Genomic DNA, 19,851 nt, shown 5'->3' on the forward strand with positions numbered 1-19,851 from the left:
TATATCATCACTTCATTATAGCAAATTCCAAGAAATTTGCTATAATACAATTTCCTAATATGTAAAACATTATGATTAGTAAAATTAATTTTGTAAGAATGCATGGTCTCGGTAATGATTTTGTTATTGTTAACAAACGAGATTTATCAAGTTCATATGATTTATCGCAGTTAGCAAAAAATATGGCTGAGCGTCATACAGGTATCGGTTGCGATCAGTTTATTATTTATGAAGAGCATAATGATTTTTATGAAATGATTATATATAACATAGACGGCTCTAGTGCTAAATTATGCGGTAATGCTACAAGATGTTTAGCCAAGTTAATTTATCTTGATATGGGAAAGAAAGATATTACCGTAATGGTAGGCAATAAAAAATTGCTATGTAATGTCAATGATGAAAATAATATTAGCGTTAATGTAGGAAGCGTTAGTTTTAATGAAGCTTGGATGCCAAGTCGTGATAAAGTTTGGGAATTTGCAGAGCGTTATATGATTGATTTAAAGGAAACTATTTGCGTTGATATAGGTAATCCGCATTTGGTTATTTTTAGTAAGTTAGAACCTCAAGATCAAAAAATTGTCGGTGAAAAATTGCAGGCTAAGGAATTATTCGCAGATGGGGTAAACGTTAATTTTGCTGAAGTAAAAGATAATAAAATCTATTTATCCGTTTGGGAGCGGGGGGCAGGGTTAACACTTGCTTGCGGAAGCGGAGCTTGCGGTAGTTTTGCTGCCGGTTTAAAGCTTGGTTTTATCCATTCACCAAGTACTATAGTCTTTAAGCACGGTAACCTTACTATGAAAGAAGAGAACGGTAATATAATAATGCAAGGGGCAGCTACGCTTGTAGCACGTGGGGAATATTATTGTGAGCAATAATTTAAGACAAGACGTAATAACATTTGGCTGTAGACTTAATATTTACGAAAGTGAGATAATACGAAAAAACTTGGAATTGTCGGGTATCGATAATGTGGCAATATTCAATACTTGTGCGGTAACTAAAGCAGCTGAGAAACAAGCAAGACAAGCTATACGCAAGGCTAAAAAAAATAATCCTGATTTAAAAATTATTGTTACCGGTTGTAGTGCTCAAACAAGTCCGCAAATGTACGGTAATATGCCGGAAGTTGACAAAGTTATAGGTAATGAAGAGAAGTTATTACCTAATTACTACCAAATTACCGATGCAAAAATAACAGTTAACGATATAATGTCGGTGAAAGAGACGGCAAGTCATTTAGTAAGTAGCTTTGACGGTAAGTCTCGTGCTTTTATTCAGGTACAAAACGGTTGTGATCATTTTTGTACTTTCTGTATTATCCCTTATGGTAGAGGAAAAAGTAGATCAGTAGCAATAGGAGCTATAGCAGAGCAGGTAAAGCATTTGGTATTAAACGGCTTTAAAGAAGTAGTTTTTACCGGTGTCGATGTCACGGCTTACGGTAGTGATTTGCCGGGAAGTCCAACATTCGCACAAATGATTAAACGAGTGTTGAATTTAGTCCCTGAATTAAAGAGGCTTAGATTATCTTCAATAGATGTTGCAGAAATAGATGATGAACTTTTTGAGCTTATAGCTTATAGTGAAAGGATAATGCCGCATTTTCATATTAGCTTGCAAGCAGGCGACGATATGATATTAAAACGTATGAAAAGACGTCATAATAGAACAAATGTAATAGAGTTTTGTCGGAAGCTGCGGGCAATAAGACCGGAAGTATCTTTTGGTGCGGATATTATAGCTGGTTTCCCGACTGAAACCCCTGAAATGTTTGAAAATACAAGAAAATTAATTTCAGAAGCGGAATTACAATATTTACATGTTTTTCCTTATTCGGAAAGAGAAGGAACGCCTGCAGCACGTATGCCACAAGTACCTAAAAATATAAGAAAAGAGAGGGCAGCAATTTTAAGGCAAGAAGGGCAAAACCAGTTGACCAAATTCTTTAAAAAACATATAGGACAGAAAGTGGAGTTATTAGTAGAGAATAATAATATTGCCCATACCGAAAATTTTATTCCGGTAAAGCTAGATAAACCTTTAGAAATAGGGCAGATATTTAAAGCGAAATTGGTGGGGATAGAAGAGAATTATATGAAGTGTATGTTGGTTTAACGTCATTGCGAGGAACCGTAGGCGACGCGGCAATCCAGAAAATAATTAAAAAAATTCTGTAAATCAGAATTTTTAACTGGATTGTTTCGTCAATTGCTATGCAATTTCCTCGCAATGACGGATAAACAGGTCCACGCAGCAATGCCCGCTCACAATGACGTTCTATCGTACAATAAAAATCAAAAACAAAAAAACAATCATGGAAAATATAGAAACAATATTAAGGCTTGCTGAGGACAAAATCTTATTAGTACAAAACTTAAAAGCTCTGCAAGAATATAAAGTAGAATTTTTAGGCAAGAACGGTATAGTGACCGGTGAGCTTAAAAAATTAGGTAGTTTAAATGAACAGGAACGTAAAGAATTTGGCTTAAAAATCAATAAATTAAAAGATAAAATACAGAATATAATAAAAGTAAAAGAAGAAATTTTAGAGGAGCAGGAACTAAATTTTAAACTTGCTGCCGATAAAATTGATTTAACAATCCCTGCACGGAGATATAAACAAGGTTCTATTCATCCAATAACACAATGTAGTGAGGAGTTAATACAAGTATTTTCGCAGTTTGGTTTTACTATAGAAAACGGACCGAATATCGAGAATGATTTTCATAATTTTACCGCTCTCAATTTTGAAGATGATCATCCCGCAAGGCAAATGCATGATACTTTTTATTTGAAAAGTCAGGAAAATAATAAGCCGCTGTTATTACGTACTCATACCTCAACAGTGCAGATTAGAGCTATGAAAAACGGCAAACCGCCTTTTAGGTTTATAGCACCGGGTAGGACTTATAGATCGGATTCGGATATGACACATACGCCAATGTTCCACCAAATAGAAGGGCTTGTTATTGATAAAAATATCAATATGGGACATTTAAAATATGTTATTACGGCATTTATAAAAAGCTTTTTTGAAAATTCTAATATTGAATTACATTTTAGACCCAGCTTTTTCCCATTTACCGAACCTTCTGCCGAAGTTGATATTCGGATGAATAAAAACGATAAATGGCTTGAGGTCCTGGGTTGTGGGATGGTTCATCCAAACGTGCTTAAAAATGTTGGTATCGATAGCAGCGAGTATCAAGGTTTTGCTTTTGGGCTTGGAGTAGAGCGTTTTGCAATGTTAAAATATAATATCAAAGATTTAAGACAATTTTTTGAAGGAGATATGCGTTGGCTTAAACATTATAATTTTGGGAGCTTTGATATACCGAATTTAGCAGGAGGGCTTACGAAATGAAATTTACGTTATCATGGTTAAAACAATTTTTAGAGACATCGGCTTCAGTTACTGAAATTGCCGAAGCCCTAACAGCTATTGGTCTTGAAGTGGAAGAAGTGATAGATAAAGCGGCGGAGTTACAAAAGTTTGAAGTAGCATATATTACAAATATTAAACCTCACCCGTCAGCTGATAAATTAAAGCTTTGTGATGTTGAGACTAAAAGTGGTATGCTACAAATAGTTTGTGGTGCGCGTAATGCAAGAGCAGGTATAAAAGTAGTACTTGCAAATATCGGAGTGGAAATACCAAACGGTAAATTTAAGATTAAGGAATCTGTTATTAGAGGCGAAAAAAGCTGTGGTATGCTTTGCTCTGAAGAGGAATTACTGCTAGCTTCAGAGTCTGAAGGGATTATAGAGCTATCTGAAGATGCCGTAGTTGGAGAGAATTTTACTAAATATTACAGTTTAGATGATCCTATATTTGTTATTAACGTTACTCCTAATCGTGGTGATGCACTTGGAGTTTACGGCATCGCAAGAGATTTAGCAGCTAAAGGAATAGGAATACTTAAAGAGCTAGAAATTTCGGCAATAAAGAGTACATTTATTTCTAAAATGAAGCTTAACGTGCAAGATAAAGAAGCCTGTCCGTTATTTACTTTTAGAGAGATAAGAAATTTAAAAAATAAACCAAGCCCTGATTGGTTACGGAAATTATTAAAAAATGTTGGGGTAAAAACTATTTCAAGCTTAGTGGATGTAACAAATTATATTTCCTATAGCTTTGGGCAGCCGATGCATGCTTACGATGCAGATAGGATAAAAGGGGGAATTACTGTAGCACGTCATTGCGAGAAGCGTAGCGACGAAGCAATCTCAGGACAACAAAATGAGATTGCCACGGCTGCTTTGCAGTCTCGCAATGACTTAGCTAAATGCCACACCCTAAACGGCAAAGAATATTTACTTACCGAAAATGATTTAGTTATAAAAGATGAAAGCGGTATTCAAGGTCTGGCCGGTGTCATTGGCAAGGCTGATAGTAGTTGTACTGATAGTACGACTAATATAATACTCGAAGCTGCTTGTTTTAATGCTAAAATGGTTGCAGCTAGCGGGCGAAGATTCCAAATTGATACGGATGCTAGATATCGTAATGAGCGTAATATCGATAGAAATTTTACGGAAAAGGCTTTGGACATAGCAACTAATCTTATTTTGTCAATATGCGGAAACGGTGAAGTATCGGAAGTAGTGAAAGTCGGTGAAAAAGAGTCACAAAAAAAACCTTTAGATTTTTCAGCATGTTATTTAGAAAAAATTACAGGAATTAAACTAAATATCAAAGCGATAGAAGCCATATTAAATAAACTAGGATTTATTACGGATGTTAAAGGTGAGATTATACAGGTAATAGCTCCTTCTTGGCGTCACGATATAACTATTTTAGAAGATATAGCTGAAGAAATCGCTCGTATTTACGGCTATGATAAAATAGAGAGTATAAAATTACCCGAACTAGACCAAGATAATAATAAGCTAAGAGAGCATAAAAGAGTATCTAGTTTTAAAAGGATATTAGCAAGCAAAGGCTATGATGAGGTAGTAACGAACTCTTTTATGAGTAGTGAAGATGCAAAGTTGTTTGCTGAATTAAAAGAAGAGTTATTTTTGCTTAATCCTATTAGCATAGGAGACAATTATATGCGTCCTACTATACTGCCGAATTTGTTAAGTATAGTAAGTAAAAATCTAGCACGCTCTATAAAAGATATGGCTTTTTTTGAAGTTGGACCAAGTTTTATAGATTTAAATACGGAAGCAACTTATTTGACGGCAATTATAAGTGGCTCATATAATAATAAAAATCCTCATTCGCTTGGACGAGGCTATGATGTTTTTGATCTTAAAGGCGATTTAGAGTTGGTAGCTGATTATGCAGGACTATCTATAGATAAATGTATAGCAACAAATGGGACAGCATTGCCACAATATTATCATCCAACTAGAGCAGTAAATATAGAGCTTGGTAAAAATTTATTAGGTCATTTTGGGCAGATACACCCTAAAATCTTGAAATATTACGATATTAATCAGGAAATATTTGCATTCGAGCTAAACATTACGAATTTGCCGTTGATAAAAGCTAAATTCGGTAAAAGAGACAAATTTGCAGTATCGGATTTCCAAGCTAATTTTAGAGATTACGCATTTATTGTTGATCAAGATCATAGAGTCGGTGAAATAATATCATATATAAATAATTTTAATAAAAAGCTTGTCAAATCAGTTACATTATTTGATATTTATAGCGGTGATAAATTACCTGAAGGTAAAAAATCTATAGCGGTTAAAATAGAGCTACAAGCAGATGATCGGACGTTATCTGACACTGATTTAAATTCGTTCAGTAAAGATTTAGTTGCTGCCATCTCGCAAAAATTTCAAGGAATGTTAAGAGAATAACAATATGTTAAAATTAATAGTTGAAACAAAAACGTTAGTTCAGTCCCTAGGGTTTGCAAGTTCCGTTGTTGAAAAACGTAATGTAATACCTGAATATGCAAACATTAAATTATCGGCAAAAGATGGTAATCTAGAACTTAGTTCTACTAATATGGATTTGTACTTAAGTCAAAAAATAGCAGTACAGGTAGTAAGTGAAGGTGAATTTACCGTTTCTACGAAAACTCTAAATGATATAGTCCGAAAACTTCCGGATTCCGAGCTTACATTAACAGATCTCGGTACAACGGGACTTGAGATCAAAGGAAAAAATTGTAAATTTAATTTATTTACTTTGCCGGTTAGTTCTTTTCCTGCAATGGATAGTATTAATCCTGAAGCAAGTTTTAAAATTTCCTGTATGGATTTTGCTAAAATAATCGAATCGACAAAATTTTCGATTTCTTTAGATGAAACTCGTTATAATTTAAACGGTGTTTATTTACACATAAAAGACAAAGAGTTTTGTTCGGCAAGTACCGATGGGCATAGACTTTCGATTTCATGGGCAACATTAGAAAAACAAATAAAGAATTTTGGAGTTATATTACCGCAAAAAAGTGCAGAGGAAATTTTAAAAATCGTTAAAGATCCTAAAAATATAAATGAAGATATGGAAATTTTATTGAATAGCAATAAGATTAAATTTATATGTAACGAAAATACTATTATGCTATCAAAGCTTATAGACGGTACTTTCCCTGATTATAGTGCTTTTATTCCGGAAAGCAGCAGCTCAAAATTAGTAATTAATCGAAAAATATTTGCAGATAGTATAGAAAGGATAGCGATAATAACCGTTGAGAAATTTAGAGCAGTAAAATTATCGTTATCTCGTGAAACCTTAGAGATTAGTGCCGTCGGTGAAGCAAGAGGTAACGCAAAAGAGGTTATTAATTCTTCACAAGATAAGGAAAGTTTTTATGAATATAATAGTGATGAGTCTTTAGCTATAGGCTTTAACCCGCAATATTTGGAAGATGTCTTAAAAGCAGTGAAATCGGATTTAGTAGAACTATATTTTTCAGATGTTTCAGCACCGGTACTTATTAAATTTCCTGAGAATCCTAAAGATATTTTTGTCGTCATGCCTGTTAAGGTGTAAGTTTTAGAGAACCGGAATATATAAGCATTACAAAGAAAAATTATATCAAGTTATAGATACTGCAAAACATACTGAAACTTTGCAAGAGTTAGTAGTTTATAAAGCATTATATGATAATTTCCAGCTTTGGGTAAGGCCGCTTGAAATGTTTAACGAAAAGGTTTTATTATACGGCAAAAATATTCCACGTTTTGAATTTATTTCTGAGAAATAATTAAATCTGCCCGATGTCATTTCCGCGTAGGCGGGCATGACATCGAGTGGGTTTTTTGAGCCATATAACAATGCCAAAGAACGGTGAGCAGAAATAATTTTTGACTAATAGCTAAAGCTTCTCTATTATTTCCTTCAAACACACTAATTAAATATTGGCTATGAAGAAAATTATCGGATTATTTTTTGTAATTATACTTAGTGCAATAAGTACTAGTATCTTAGCGGGTGATTATCCAAAAACAGAACGAGAGCAGAAATGGGACGAAGTAGGTTCGATAGCAGGTGAAGAAGGATTAGTTTTTAGACCGGGTAGGGTTAAGAACGAATCTACTAAAGCTGTAGGAGGTTCAGTTAATAAATATCTTTGGCAAGCAGCATTAGAGACTATAAGTGTTGCTCCTCTTGCATCAGCCGACTCAAACGGCGGCGTGATTATTACGGAATGGTATAGCCCACGTTCTAATCCTAATTTTCGATTTAAAATAAATATATTTATTAAAGACGATGTAATAAGCCCTGATTCAATCGAAGTGAAAGTATTTGAAGAAATGCTTAAAAATAAACAATGGGTACTTAATGAAAACACCTCAAATCTTGCTATCACGCTTGAAGATAAAATTTTAAGAAAAGCTAGAGATATATATATTAATAGTGTGAGGTAATAACAGTATTTCCGTCATTGCGAGGAAATTACGGAGTAATTGACGAAGCAATCTCAGGATATTTGATGAGATTGCCGTGTAGTCTACGACTGCTCGCAATGACGATACAGTATATAAATTAAAAACATATGAACCAAATAGAACAAAAATGGCAGCACATTTGGCAAGAAGAAAAAGCTTTTGAGGTATCAAACGCCAGTAGCAAGCCAAAATATTACGTACTTGAAATGCTGCCTTATCCTTCCGGTAAAATCCATGTAGGTCACGTACGCAACTATTCTATAGGTGATGTTATTGCAAGGTTTATGACTATGCAAGGTTTTAATGTGCTTCATCCGATGGGCTGGGATGCTTTCGGGCTACCTGCCGAAAATGCCGCAATAAAAAATAATTCTCACCCAAAAAAATGGACATATTCTAATATCGAGAATATGAAAAAGCAGCTAAAATCTATGGGCTTTTCTTATGATTGGTCTAGAGAGATAAATAGTTGCGATCCTGAGTATTATAAACATGAGCAGAAATTCTTTTTAGAGCTTTATGAACGAAATCTTGCTTATCAAAAAGAATCGTTTGTTAATTGGGATCCGGTTGATAATACCGTGCTTGCGAATGAACAAGTTGTAGACGGGCGTGGTTGGCGTTCAGGTGCAATAGTTGTAAAACGTTATTTAAAGCAATGGTTCTTAAAAATCACCGATTATGCTGAAGAATTATTAAACGAAATTCAGAATTTAAAAGAGTGGCCTAAAGCTGTTCGGTTTATGCAAGAGAAATGGATAGGTAAGTCGATAGGTGCTAATTTTCATTTCAAAATTAAGGATAATGAAGAGACTACTATAGAAGTATTCTCAACCAAACCTGAAACCATTTTTGGTGCTAGCTTTATAGGAATTGCCTTTAATCATCCGATAATAGAGCGGTTAGTTTCTAAAACACCTGAAATACTCGCTTTTATAACTAAATGCTCGCATATTACAAGAAGTAGCGAACTAGAAAAGGCTGAAAAGGAAGGTGTATTTACCGGTCTTTTTGCTACTCATCCTTTCGATTCAAATATAGTTTTACCGGTTATTATTACTAATTTTGTGCTAATGGATTATGACACTGGTGCAATATTTGGTTGCCCTGCTCATGACGAACGTGACCATGAATTAGCTATTAAAATGAATTTATCTATTAAACAAGTAATTAAAGCAGATATGGATGTACAAAAGACCGCTTATACGGAAGATGGAATTTTAATTAATTCGGATTTTCTAAACGGCTTAACTAGTCAAAAAGCAAAACAAGAAGTCATCGGAGAATTTGAGAAACTAGGCATAGGTAAACGTAGCGTAAATTATCGTCTAAAAGATTGGGGGATTTCAAGGCAGCGCTTTTGGGGATGTCCTATTCCTATGATTCACTGCAAAACTTGTGGAATAGTGCCAGTACCTTACAAAGACTTACCCGTTACTTTACCTGATGATATAAATTTTGACGGTCACGGTAATCCGCTTGATCATCATCCTAGTTGGAAACATGTTAATTGTCCGAAATGCGATAAGCCGGCTGTGCGTGAAACCGATACTTTTGATACATTTTTTGAATCATCTTGGTATTTTACGAGATATTGCAATAGCAATGCTATAGAGATGACTGATAAAAAAGCTTGTGATTACTGGCTACCGGTCGATAAATATATAGGCGGCATTGAACATGCGGTAATGCATTTATTATATGCAAGGTTTTTCACAAAAGTAATGAACGAACAGGATTACGTAAGCGTTCGAGAGCCTTTTAAAGGTCTATTTACTCAAGGTATGGTGCTGCATGCCACTTACAAAGATGAACATAATAATTGGTTATATCCTGAAGAAGTAGTTAAAAGGGGTAATGAATTTTTTCATAAAGAAAGCAATAATAGAGTAGTGCAGGGACGCATTGAAAAGATGAGTAAGTCTAAAAAGAATCTCATCGATCTTGAGACAATGCAAGAGCAATATGGGGCAGATGCTATTAGGCTTTTTGTACTGTCCGATAGTCCGCCTGAGAAAGATCTAGAATGGTCGGCAAGCGGTATTGAAGGCTGCTCACGTTTTATTAATAAGCTTGAGTATATGTTTAAGGCGATAGATTCTTTAAAATATGATGTGAATAGCGAGATTAATAAAGAGCTTAATAGGTTAGTACATTTTACAATAAAGCATATCGCCGAAGATATAAAGCATTTTGCCCTAAACAGAGCAATAGCACGTATGCGCGAGCTTTCTAATGCTATATCTGCTGAAATATCTAAAGATAAAATTGATGTTAAAACCGTAAGGCATGGCTTTAATGTTTTAGTACAGCTACTAAATCCTTTTATCCCGCATATTACGGAAGAAATTTGGCAGAAGCTTGGCAATAAAGAGCGATTATATAATTCGTCTTTTCCTACATTTGATGAATCAATGCTAGAGTTAGATACATATATTATGGCAGTGCAGGTTAACGGCAAACTCCGTGATACCTATGAGTTTAAAACTTCCGTAAGTGAAGCTGAAATAAAGCAAGTTACCGTCAGTCTGCCAAAGGTACAAAAGTTCTTAGAAGGGAAAGAGCCGAAGAAGATTATCCTCGTTCCTCGTAAAATTGTGAATATACTCGTTTAATTTGGAAAGTTGGCTACGTCGTTTTGGTAAGTCCTCGGATACTCACGTATTAATATACGCTCCGCGCCTCGGCTTACAGACTCCTTGCTCTTTCCAAATTAAACTGCGTCTATCTACTTTTTATTTATCAGAAGTATATTATTTTTTGAATCTGTCATCCCGCGACTTGATCGCAGGATCTAGTTTAAAATACTAAAATTATTAGCACTTTAAGTTGTTTTTAAATGTCGTGGTCAAGCCGCAGCATAGTAATGACACCTAGCATACTTTTATTGTATTACCACCATACTAACCCAAAAAAAGTAGTAGTATGACCTAAAACTACCTCCTTATGTTTATCTAATGAGGAATCATAATGCTGCTTCATCGCATTTATAAAATTACTGCAATTATTATGGTAAGTACCTTTTGAAGCACCCTTATAACTCTGATAAGATGAAGTTTCATAATGCCTCTTCTCTAAGGTAATAGTAAATATTGTCTGTTATTAGCATTAATACTTTATCTATTATATAATTGGCTGCCCACCAAAATGCGGCAAAAACACCGTAATCAATACTTAAAGTGTCTTCTTCTGTTTCACAAGTTATAACCCTAGGATAACAGAGGTTTGCTATACTATCTAGACTTAGATTTAAATCTGACTCTGAATCTAGCACGTCTATTTTTTTTCTATTAGTCATAAAGATTCCCTTTTTAGTCACTAATTAATTAAACTTTTTGTATAACTTGCGTCTAAGGGTAAATTTGTATGTCAATCCGGTACTCACATCCTCACGTATTTTTATGTACGTTGCGGTGGCAAGTGTTTCCGTGTTTCCTTCAAATTCTTCCGTATTAGCTACATTATGCAATAAGTCTATTGTAGGCTCAGTAATTTAAAAAAAATCAATTAACTAATAATAGACTATCTGTAATAAATTTTAACCGGTAATTTAATTTTTTTGCTGTAAATTATAAGATTTTTTTTGAAATAGGTACTGCTATTTCTGCAAAAATCTTCAATTATTAATTAAAATTTATTACAGATAGACTATTAAATAGTGCGCCTGATTTTATACCTGAAGTCAATAAATTGTATTAATTTAATAATATTCTTATTAATTTAAATTAATGCATGAAAATATCGATTTCATTCCAACCGGTAAGGTCTAAATTAGCTCTTGTCGGTAAAAAACGGAAAATATCTTGGGCAAGTTCATACCTATTTTCTTTAAGTAGCATTTTTTGTAAAATATCTTTTAACTGATGCAAATAAAGCACATCTTTTGCTGCATATTCTTTTTGTTCTGAAGATAAATTATCTGCACCCCAATAGGAAGATTGTTGTTGTTTTGAAATATTTATATTAAGCAATTCTCGGCATAAATCCTTAAGCCCATGACTATCGGTATAAGTTCTAACTAGTTTTGAAGATATTTTAGTACAAAAGATATTTTCTAAATCTATACTTAAATATTTTTTTATGGATGCTAGATCAAATCTAGCAAAATGAAATATCTTGCATCTAGTTTTATCTAGTAATAATGCTTTTAAATTAGGAGCTGTATAATCTTGATTTGTAAAATGAACAAGATGAGCTTCACCATTGCCGTTACTAAATTGTAGCAAACATAGTTTATCTCTATGTAGATTTAGCCCCATTGTCTCGGTATCTATAGCTAGATCTCCTTCAAGTTCAAAATGATTAGGTAGGTCGTTTTGATAAATTTTTATAGTCATAAATGATTTTTAATTCCTTTTAATCAATAACGTTGTTGTGCGGATCGAAAAACGCGTTCTGTGTCATACCGTGGCTTGACCATGGTATCCAAAAAAAATTAAAAAAGACTGGATCCCGCGATCAAGTCGTGGGATGACAACAAAGTTTTGTTATTGGTGATTAAACACCTGCTCATTTGGAGCAGCTACTCCTAAAACTTTCTTTGCTTGTTCTTCTAACATATCTTTATTTAGAGATTCCGTTCGAAGTAATTTGACGTTATGCTCAAGTTCTACTCTTTCTGCTCGTAAGCCTTTTAGTTCATCATAAGCTTTTTCAAGCTGCCTATTTACTTTTAAATATGCAATAATCCCTTTGTTACCATATATGCAATGAAAAACAAAATATCCAAGCAGTAAAGCTAAAAAGATATTTAAAATTATTTTTTTAGAATGATTATTTAAATGTATTATCATAAATATATATTCATAAGAAATAATATCGGAGCGGTTAAAATAATACTATCAAATCTGTCTAGCACTCCTCCATGACCGGGTATTATATAACCGCTATCTTTAATATTAAATTTTCGCTTAAAATATGAAATAAATAAATCACTTAATTGAGCTATTAATGCTAATATACAACTAATTATAAACAAATAAATTTTATTTGAAAAATAGTAATTTTCAATATGAAAGCTTGGTATAAAACTAACTAATACCGCAACTAAACCTGCTGATAATACTCCCGTCACTAAACCGCTCCAGGTTTTTTTAGGACTAAGTTTCGGAGCAAGTGTTGCTCCTTTAAAAGTTTTGCCGCCAATCATAGCGAAAGTATCTACCGACCACATTATGCAAAAATAAAGCATAATAAGCCATCTATTGGTATCTTCCATACTTAAAAATATTAATAGGCTTATAGGAATCGTAATAATAATTAGCCCGATTAATAGATAAGGAATAGAAGAGTAGGTCATATTATACCATTCACTTAACATTCCCGTACCTACTAATATCATTAGAATATAGAATAAAGGCTTACACCATAATATAGCTACGACAAATAACGAAACTAAAACTATACCGGACAGGATTCTTAAATAGATGTTTGATTTTTGTTTATCTTTTGCCAAATGTTCTTTTCCTTTTTGAGTAATCATTTATAGCTTCTTGTATATCATCTTTATTAAAATCAGGCCAATATTTGGGTGAGAAATATAATTCAGCATAAGCTGCTTGCCAAAGCAAAAAATTACTAATGCGATAAACCCCGCCCGGTCTTATTAATAAATCTACATCCGGCATTTCAGGATCATATAAAGCGTGTTGTATATCGCTGTCACTTACTGCTTTTTTACCGCTTGTAATAATTTTTGTGCAGGCATCAACTATTTCTTGACGACTTCCATAACTAAAAGCTATACAAAGCGTTATTTTATTATTATTTTTTGTTAATTCTATAGCATTATTTATTTGTTTTTGCAATGAGCTACTTAATAAATTAAGTCTACCTATTACTTTTACTTTAACGCCGTTTTTATGTAAATTATTTAATTCGGTTTTTAAATAAATACTTAATAATTTTATTAAGAAATCTACTTCCGTGCTTGAGCGTTGCCAATTTTCGGAAGAGAAAGTATATAAAGTTATATAAGGTATGTTAAGGTTAATAAACTCAGGCAGTAATTCACGAATTTTATTGGCTCCTGCTTTATGCCCTTCAGATTTTGTTAAGTTATGCCGATCTGCCCAACGAGCATTACCGTCCATTATTATTGCTAAATGTTTTATGTTAGTCATTATTTTATATTTTAGATGTTGCTGCATGGATCGATTTTTCCGTCATTGCGAGCGACTGCAAGGAGCGTGGCAATCTCATGAAACAATATAAAATTTCTGAGATTGTCACGCCCTCGGCTTTGCCTCTCCTCGTAATGACGATTTGGTATCTACACGGGAATGACATCGGTAGTCATATTTTAGGTATTTCGATTCTTACCGATAGCCCGCCTAAATCCTTGCTATCTTCTAAATAAATAGAGCCTTTATGATCGTTTATTATTTCTTTAGTAATAGCAAGCCCAAGTCCTACGTTACTTGCATTATCAAGCTGTCTTGCTTTATCCGATCTATAAAACGGTTTAAATACAAGGTGTGTTTCCGTATCATCTATACCGGGACCGTTATCTTCAATAATTATAGCTACGGTAGATGAATTATCTTTTGAGGATATCTTAATTTTAGTTCCATATTTTATAGCGTTACCGATTAAATTAGACAAGGCTCTTTCAAAAGAATTCGGCTTAATGCGTACTTCTAGTTTATCTAAATTAGTAGATTTTATAAATTCAATATTTACATGTGACCATTTGTTAAAAAAACGTTCCATCCAAGGTAATAATAAAATGTCTTCAAATTCTTCTGTACTTTCATTTTTAGCAAAATCTAAATAAGAATTTATCATTTGCTGCATAGTTAATATATCTTGTTTTAACCCTTCGATTTCTTCGCTTTCTTCCATCAATTCAAGTTGTAGCTTCATTCTTGTTAAAGGAGTTCTAAGGTCATGAGAGATCATAGCAAGCGTAGTGGTTTTTTTAGTAATTTGTTTTTCAATACGAGCTTTCATTTTTAAAAAAGCAAGCCCTGCTTTTCTTATTTCTAAGGCTCCTGAAGGTTTGAAATTTTTGTCTTTTAAAACACCGCGACCAAATTTATCCATGCTATCCGCAAGAGTGAGTATTGATTTAATTTGATTTTTGGAGAAAATAATAGAAATAGAAAGTAATATAACAGTTAAAGATATAATCCATAAAACAAATATATATACTGTAGGATTAAGTAGTAACTTTGCAGGAAAAGTAATATATAATACTCCATCTTTTAATTCTAAAAATACTTCAATTTTATTTTCCTTATTTAGTTTAACTATATTTTTTTCATGGATTTTTGTAGCTAAAATATTTTTAAATATAGTTAAAGGTTCACCTAATTTAGGCTGTTTTATAGATAACTTTTTATTAAGTTGAAACTGATAAGATAAATTAAGATAATTTGCCGATAAATGGGTTATCTCTCTTGAATTATTTCTATGTTCTTTAATCAATGATTCTATTTCATTGATAATAATAGTACTAGTATAATATGAAACATTATACCAATGACGATCGTAAAACAAAAATATAGCAACGATTTGTCCTATTAAAATCGGAATGATTATAATAAACATAAACCGTACAAATAATGTTCTCGGTAAAGCATATTTCAAAAAGCTTGATACAAGCGAATTTTTCAAGACTCGTCTGTGCTCACGTATTTTTATACGCTGTGCAGGCTCGCTTTTAAATTCATCTTGTCTGAAGCTTTTTGAAATATGCTTTAATAATTTAGACATAAAGTGCATAGCCCTCATTACGCACGGTTTTTAAATATTTCGGCTCTTTTGGGTTGTCTTCTATTTTGCTTCTTATTCTTGTAATTTGTACATCGATAGAACGCATACTAAGCCCTCCCATTATTTTTGACAGTTCAAAACGACTAGTAGATTTGCCGGAATTTTTTATTAATATCTCAAGTAATTTTTGTTCAGTAGAGCTAAGAGATACAATTTGATTATTCTTGGTAAATTCTTTTGTATCGGAATTATAAAAATTATTGCCGAATTTAATTATATTCGTTTCTTTTTTAAAGTTATTATAATTATTGATTAAGTTATTTATCCGAAGTAATAATTCTCTCGGTTCAAAAGGTTTAGTTATATAATCAGAGGCACCGGCTTCAAGTCCTTTAACACGGTCATCGGCTTCCGATAAAGCAGTAAGCATAACTATAGGAATATTATTACCGGCATCCCTTATAGTAGTAGCAAAATCAAGCCCTGTTATTTCAGGTAACATAACATCTAAAATAATTAAATCATAATTAGAAGTTTTTAATAGATTTTTAGCTTCTATGACTGAGCTTGCCGTTGATACTAAAAACGCGTTTTTATTTAAAAATTGCTTTAAAAGTGCTAATATTCTGCTATCATCATCAACGATTAAAATATGTGCTTTGTATGTATGCATGTATACTCGTTTAATTTAAAAAAATTGTATTTCACTATTGCCATCCCGTGGCTTGACCACGGGATCTTATGTCGCAGGCTGTGTTCTGAGATCCTACGATCAAGTCGCGGGATGACGCTAAATACTACCGGATTCCCGATTTCGCGGGAATGACATAAGAGCTACGGTCTTATAGCTCATGACAATTGACAATACTTTAATATGAATATAGGTTAATGACAATGATAAAACTAGAGCAAATTTTTTGGCATGTTTGGATTAACGGTGATTTAGTTCCTTATCAATTTGCAAGGATTCATGTTTTGACTCATAGCCTGCATTATTCAGGATCGGTATTTGAAGGTGAGAGAGCTTATAACGGCAAAGTTTTTAAACTAAAAGAACATACGGCAAGATTAATAAAATCAGCAGAAGCATTAGGTTTGAAAGTACCTTATAATGTAGACGAGATAATAAAAGCTCATGAACTTGTAATAAAACAAAATAATATTAAGGATGCATATATAAGACTGCTTATTTGGTGCGGAGACGAGTCGCTAAATATCATTAATCAGTATTTATCTACTAATCTTTTGATTGCCGGTATTCCATCTATGCCGAGGTCTTTTGAGAAAGGTATAAATTTGCATGTAAGCCGCTGGCGTAAAGCAATGCCTGATAGCACCCCAGTACAATCTAAATCCGCCGCTCAATATAATATGGCAATAACGAGTAAAAAAGAAGCTAAGGCTCTTGGCTATGATGATGCATTATTACTTGATTATGAAGGGTATATTGCTGAATGCACTACAACAAATATTTTCTTTGTTAAAGATAAAATATTATATACTCCAATTGCCGATAGGTTTTTAAACGGTATAACAAGACAGACTATTATTGAAATTGCAAAAGATTTAGGTCTAGAAGTAAAAGAAGAGCGTTTAAAATTAGAGCAAATAGAGGATTTTACCGGATGTTTTGTTACAGGCACGGCAATTGAGATACAAAATATTGATTCTATAGATCTTGGCAATAAAAAGATTATTTTTGATGATCATAAAATTGCAGATCGTTTGAAAGAAGAGTATGGGCGTGTTGTTAGGGAGTAGAAGAAACGTCATTGCGAGGAGGTATTGCCTGTGTATGGATACCGAGTCGTCATTGCAAGCAGTCGTAGACTGCGTGGCAATCTCATCAAATAATAACAAACTCCTGAGATTGCTTCGTCGAATTACTATGTAATTCTTCTCACAATGATGGTTTAATAAGCTAAACAATTAAAATCAAAAAAATCATGCATAACATATTTAAAGGTTTAATTACCGCACTTATAACACCTTTTAAAGATAATAAGTTAGACTTATATGCTTTAGAGAGAATTGTAAAACATCAAATAAAGCATGAAGTCGATGCAGTATTAATTGCAGGCTCAACGGGAGAAAGTAGTAGTTTAAGCTTTGAAGAATATAAATTATTACTGCAAACTAGCGTAGAAATCGTTAATAAGTGTATTCCTATAATAAGCGGGTGTTCATCAAATAATACTACTTATGCAAGAGCACTTGCAGCGGAATCTACAAAAATCGGCGTAGATGGTTTTATGGCTAGTCCACCATCTTATGTCAAACCTACCCAACACGGGATTTATAAGCATTTTGAAGCATTGCATGAAGCGTGTAATCTACCTATTATGTTATATTCAGCTCCAACTAGAAGCGGAGTAGATTTTTCTGATGAGACAATATTGAGGCTTAGCAAGCTACCGCGTATTTTAGCATTAAAAGATTGTGGTGTAGATTTAGAACGTCCATTGCGGATCAGAGCAACAGTTAAAAAGGATTTCAATATTTTAACCGGTAATGATGAAGTAGTCTTAGCTTTTAACGCTCAAGGTGGGGTAGGGTGGACTTCTGTAGCCTCTAATATTGTTCCTAATATATGTAAAGAACTATTAGAAAAATGGAATAAGAACGATACTAAAGGAGCATTAGAAATCCATCAGAAATTGCTACCTTTATATACAGCATTATTTGTAGAATCTAATCCGATTCCGATAAAATATGCTGCACATTATTTAGGTTTATGTGAAAATGAAATTAGACCCCCATTAACTGAAGCAAGCGATAGTGCCAAAAAACAAATTGAAAACATCATAACATCACTATCTATAAAAATATGACCGAATATAAGAAAGTTATTGCACAAAATAAGAAAGCCCTTTTTAATTATTTTATTGAAGAAAGATTAGAAGCGGGTATTGTATTAAAAGGTAGTGAAGTACAATCTCTGCGTCAAGGCAAAGCTTCTATAGAAGAAAGTCATGCGGCAGATACCGGACATGAGGTATTTTTGTATAACTGCCATATTGCAGAATATGAAAAAGCGAATAGATTTAATCATGCTACTCGTAGACCGCGTAAATTATTGTTGCATACTAAAGAGATAAAGAAAATTATCGGTAAAATTAGAATAAAAGGCTATACGCTAGTAGCTCTTTCTATGTATTTTAATAAAAAAAATAAAGTGAAAGTTGAACTTGGTATTGCTAAAGGTAAGAAATTATATGATAAAAGAGAGTCAATTAAAGAAAAAGACTGGAAAAGAGATCAGAGCAGATTAATAAGACAGAAGTAATGGACTTTGCTACACCGGATGACAAGCTGGTTTTGTTACATAGCTCGTTTTGTGTCATTCCCGCTTTCGCAGGAATGACATATAGAATTACTTGGACTTTAGGAAGATACAAAATTTTTAAAAAAAGGTATTTATGCAGCATATTATAGGTAAAATATTGGTTATATTTGTAGTTGTGATAGGAGTTTTATTTGTTTTCAAAACAATGAAAACTTATTCTACAAATCCGGTTTCCGTTGAGGTTAAACAAAGCGAAGATGCAAGAAAATGTGAAGAGGAAAGAGTACAAGAAATAATCAAAGATTATTTGCTTAAAACTCCGGAAATAATAATAGAATCAATAGAAGGGTTGCAAAAACGTAAAGTACAGGAAAATGAGACTAAAGTTAATAACTATCTAAAAGATAATAAGTTAGGTATTGAAGATAGCACAAGCTTTCCTATTATAGGAAATAAAGACGGTGATGTAACAATAATTGCTTTTTATGATTACAATTGTTCTTATTGTAAAAAAGGCGATGTTTCTATAAATGAATTATTGCAAAACGATCCAAAAGTTAAAGTTGTATTACGACCGCTTCCTATCCTTGGAGATGCTTCCGAATATCTTGCAAGAATAGTTTTAGCCGTTTATAAGGTTAATCCAAGTAAATTCAAAGCTGTTCATGATGAATTAATAAAAATAAGAGATGTTTCTAAGGAATCTATAAAAGAATTATTAACTGAGAATGGCTTAAATACTACGGAAATTGAAGAAATTGCCGATAGCAATGAGATTAAAGATTTAATTACTCAAAATATGAAAATAGCTAGAAGTCTTAGAATGCAAGGAGTACCTGCGTATATAATTGATTCAAAATTAATACCTGGGTTAATAGATTTCCCACAATTACTAAATATAGTTAAAGAAATTAGGGATAATAAGAGTTCTTAAGAATTGTTGCATAGACCAAGTACATGCTTTTTATGTTATTCCCGTG

19 protein-coding genes and 1 pseudogene are annotated in these 19,851 nt (G+C 33.0%); 12 read left to right on the forward strand and 8 right to left on the reverse strand.

What is annotated here, in order from left to right:
* Window positions 1-71: 71 nt before the first annotated feature.
* The 8 genes from dapF (at window position 72) to leuS (ending at window position 10,484) form a co-directional block, all read left to right on the forward strand.
* On the forward strand, window positions 72-884 hold the full coding sequence (dapF, locus tag RGRA_RS0103745; protein WP_017443036.1) for a diaminopimelate epimerase: 813 nt from the start codon (window positions 72-74) through the stop codon (window positions 882-884).
* Window positions 859-2,124, forward strand: a complete 1,266-nt coding sequence (mtaB, locus tag RGRA_RS0103750; protein ID WP_017443037.1) for a tRNA (N(6)-L-threonylcarbamoyladenosine(37)-C(2))-methylthiotransferase MtaB — start codon at window positions 859-861, stop codon at window positions 2,122-2,124. Before dapF ends, mtaB begins: the two co-directional genes overlap by 26 nt.
* A 199-nt stretch (window positions 2,125-2,323) precedes the next feature.
* Complete coding sequence (gene pheS, locus RGRA_RS0103755) at window positions 2,324-3,373, forward strand: phenylalanine--tRNA ligase subunit alpha (RefSeq protein ID WP_017443038.1); 1,050 nt, start codon at window positions 2,324-2,326, stop codon at window positions 3,371-3,373.
* Window positions 3,370-5,826, forward strand: a complete 2,457-nt coding sequence (gene pheT / locus RGRA_RS0103760) for a phenylalanine--tRNA ligase subunit beta (protein ID WP_017443039.1) — start codon at window positions 3,370-3,372, stop codon at window positions 5,824-5,826. The genes pheS and pheT overlap by 4 nt, the downstream gene beginning before the upstream one ends.
* A 4-nt stretch (window positions 5,827-5,830) precedes the next feature.
* Window positions 5,831-6,970 (forward strand): DNA polymerase III subunit beta, encoded by a 1,140-nt coding sequence (gene dnaN, locus RGRA_RS0103765; protein ID WP_017443040.1) that lies wholly within the window; start codon window positions 5,831-5,833, stop codon window positions 6,968-6,970.
* Between the two features lie 16 nt (window positions 6,971-6,986).
* A complete protein-coding gene (locus RGRA_RS0103770) occupies window positions 6,987-7,184 on the forward strand; it encodes a DUF1653 domain-containing protein (RefSeq protein WP_029662621.1) in 198 nt (65 codons plus the stop codon).
* Window positions 7,185-7,344: 160 nt separating this feature from the next.
* Window positions 7,345-7,848 carry a DUF3576 domain-containing protein gene (locus RGRA_RS0103775; RefSeq protein ID WP_014014278.1) on the forward strand — a complete coding sequence of 168 codons (504 nt, stop codon included), beginning with the start codon at window positions 7,345-7,347 and terminating at the stop codon, window positions 7,846-7,848.
* A gap of 128 nt (window positions 7,849-7,976) precedes the next feature.
* Entirely contained in the window at window positions 7,977-10,484 is a 2,508-nt protein-coding gene (gene leuS / locus RGRA_RS0103780) for a leucine--tRNA ligase (RefSeq protein WP_017443042.1), read from the forward strand.
* Here the strand turns inward: leuS and RGRA_RS11765 are convergent.
* The 8 genes and pseudogenes from RGRA_RS11765 to RGRA_RS0103815 form a co-directional block, all read right to left on the reverse strand.
* Window positions 10,481-10,576, reverse strand: a pseudogene (locus RGRA_RS11765) (palindromic element RPE5 domain-containing protein); the annotation flags it as partial. The gene leuS and the pseudogene RGRA_RS11765 sit on opposite strands and share 4 nt — an antisense overlap.
* Window positions 10,577-10,927: 351 nt before the next feature.
* On the reverse strand, window positions 10,928-11,167 hold the full coding sequence (locus tag RGRA_RS08755; RefSeq protein WP_017443043.1) for a hypothetical protein: 240 nt from the start codon (window positions 11,165-11,167) through the stop codon (window positions 10,928-10,930).
* A 427-nt stretch (window positions 11,168-11,594) separates the two neighbouring features.
* Complete coding sequence (locus RGRA_RS0103790) at window positions 11,595-12,206, reverse strand: ribonuclease D (protein ID WP_017443044.1); 612 nt, start codon at window positions 12,204-12,206, stop codon at window positions 11,595-11,597.
* Window positions 12,207-12,356: 150 nt separating this feature from the next.
* Window positions 12,357-12,662, reverse strand: coding sequence for an FtsB family cell division protein (locus RGRA_RS0103795; protein WP_012150781.1), 306 nt, complete (start codon window positions 12,660-12,662; stop codon window positions 12,357-12,359).
* Entirely contained in the window at window positions 12,659-13,351 is a 693-nt protein-coding gene (locus RGRA_RS0103800; protein WP_017443045.1) for a phosphatidate cytidylyltransferase, read from the reverse strand. Before RGRA_RS0103800 ends, RGRA_RS0103795 begins: the two co-directional genes overlap by 4 nt.
* Window positions 13,311-14,018, reverse strand: a complete 708-nt coding sequence (uppS, locus tag RGRA_RS0103805; RefSeq protein WP_017443046.1) for a polyprenyl diphosphate synthase — start codon at window positions 14,016-14,018, stop codon at window positions 13,311-13,313. Before uppS ends, RGRA_RS0103800 begins: the two co-directional genes overlap by 41 nt.
* Before the next feature lie 145 nt (window positions 14,019-14,163).
* Window positions 14,164-15,594, reverse strand: a complete 1,431-nt coding sequence (locus RGRA_RS0103810; RefSeq protein ID WP_017443047.1) for a palindromic element RPE3 domain-containing protein — start codon at window positions 15,592-15,594, stop codon at window positions 14,164-14,166.
* Window positions 15,578-16,258 (reverse strand): response regulator transcription factor, encoded by a 681-nt coding sequence (locus RGRA_RS0103815; RefSeq protein ID WP_017443048.1) that lies wholly within the window; start codon window positions 16,256-16,258, stop codon window positions 15,578-15,580. Before RGRA_RS0103815 ends, RGRA_RS0103810 begins: the two co-directional genes overlap by 17 nt.
* Window positions 16,259-16,473: 215 nt before the next feature.
* On the opposite strand from RGRA_RS0103815, the gene RGRA_RS0103820 reads away from it, so the two are divergent.
* The 4 genes from RGRA_RS0103820 to RGRA_RS0103835 all read left to right on the forward strand — a co-directional run bounded on the left by RGRA_RS0103820 (window position 16,474) and on the right by RGRA_RS0103835 (window position 19,805).
* On the forward strand, window positions 16,474-17,346 hold the full coding sequence (locus RGRA_RS0103820; protein WP_017443049.1) for a branched-chain amino acid transaminase: 873 nt from the start codon (window positions 16,474-16,476) through the stop codon (window positions 17,344-17,346).
* A gap of 185 nt (window positions 17,347-17,531) precedes the next feature.
* Window positions 17,532-18,416 (forward strand): 4-hydroxy-tetrahydrodipicolinate synthase, encoded by an 885-nt coding sequence (gene dapA / locus RGRA_RS0103825; RefSeq protein ID WP_004995750.1) that lies wholly within the window; start codon window positions 17,532-17,534, stop codon window positions 18,414-18,416.
* Entirely contained in the window at window positions 18,413-18,871 is a 459-nt protein-coding gene (gene smpB / locus RGRA_RS0103830) for an SsrA-binding protein SmpB (protein ID WP_017443050.1), read from the forward strand. The genes dapA and smpB overlap by 4 nt, the downstream gene beginning before the upstream one ends.
* 133 nt (window positions 18,872-19,004) lie before the next feature.
* Window positions 19,005-19,805, forward strand: a complete 801-nt coding sequence (locus RGRA_RS0103835) for a DsbA family protein (protein ID WP_017443051.1) — start codon at window positions 19,005-19,007, stop codon at window positions 19,803-19,805.
* The last annotated feature ends 46 nt before the right edge of the window (window positions 19,806-19,851 follow it).

This window comes from Rickettsia gravesii BWI-1, assembly GCF_000485845.1.
In the GTDB taxonomy this organism is placed as follows: Bacteria; Pseudomonadota; Alphaproteobacteria; order Rickettsiales; family Rickettsiaceae; genus Rickettsia; species Rickettsia rickettsii.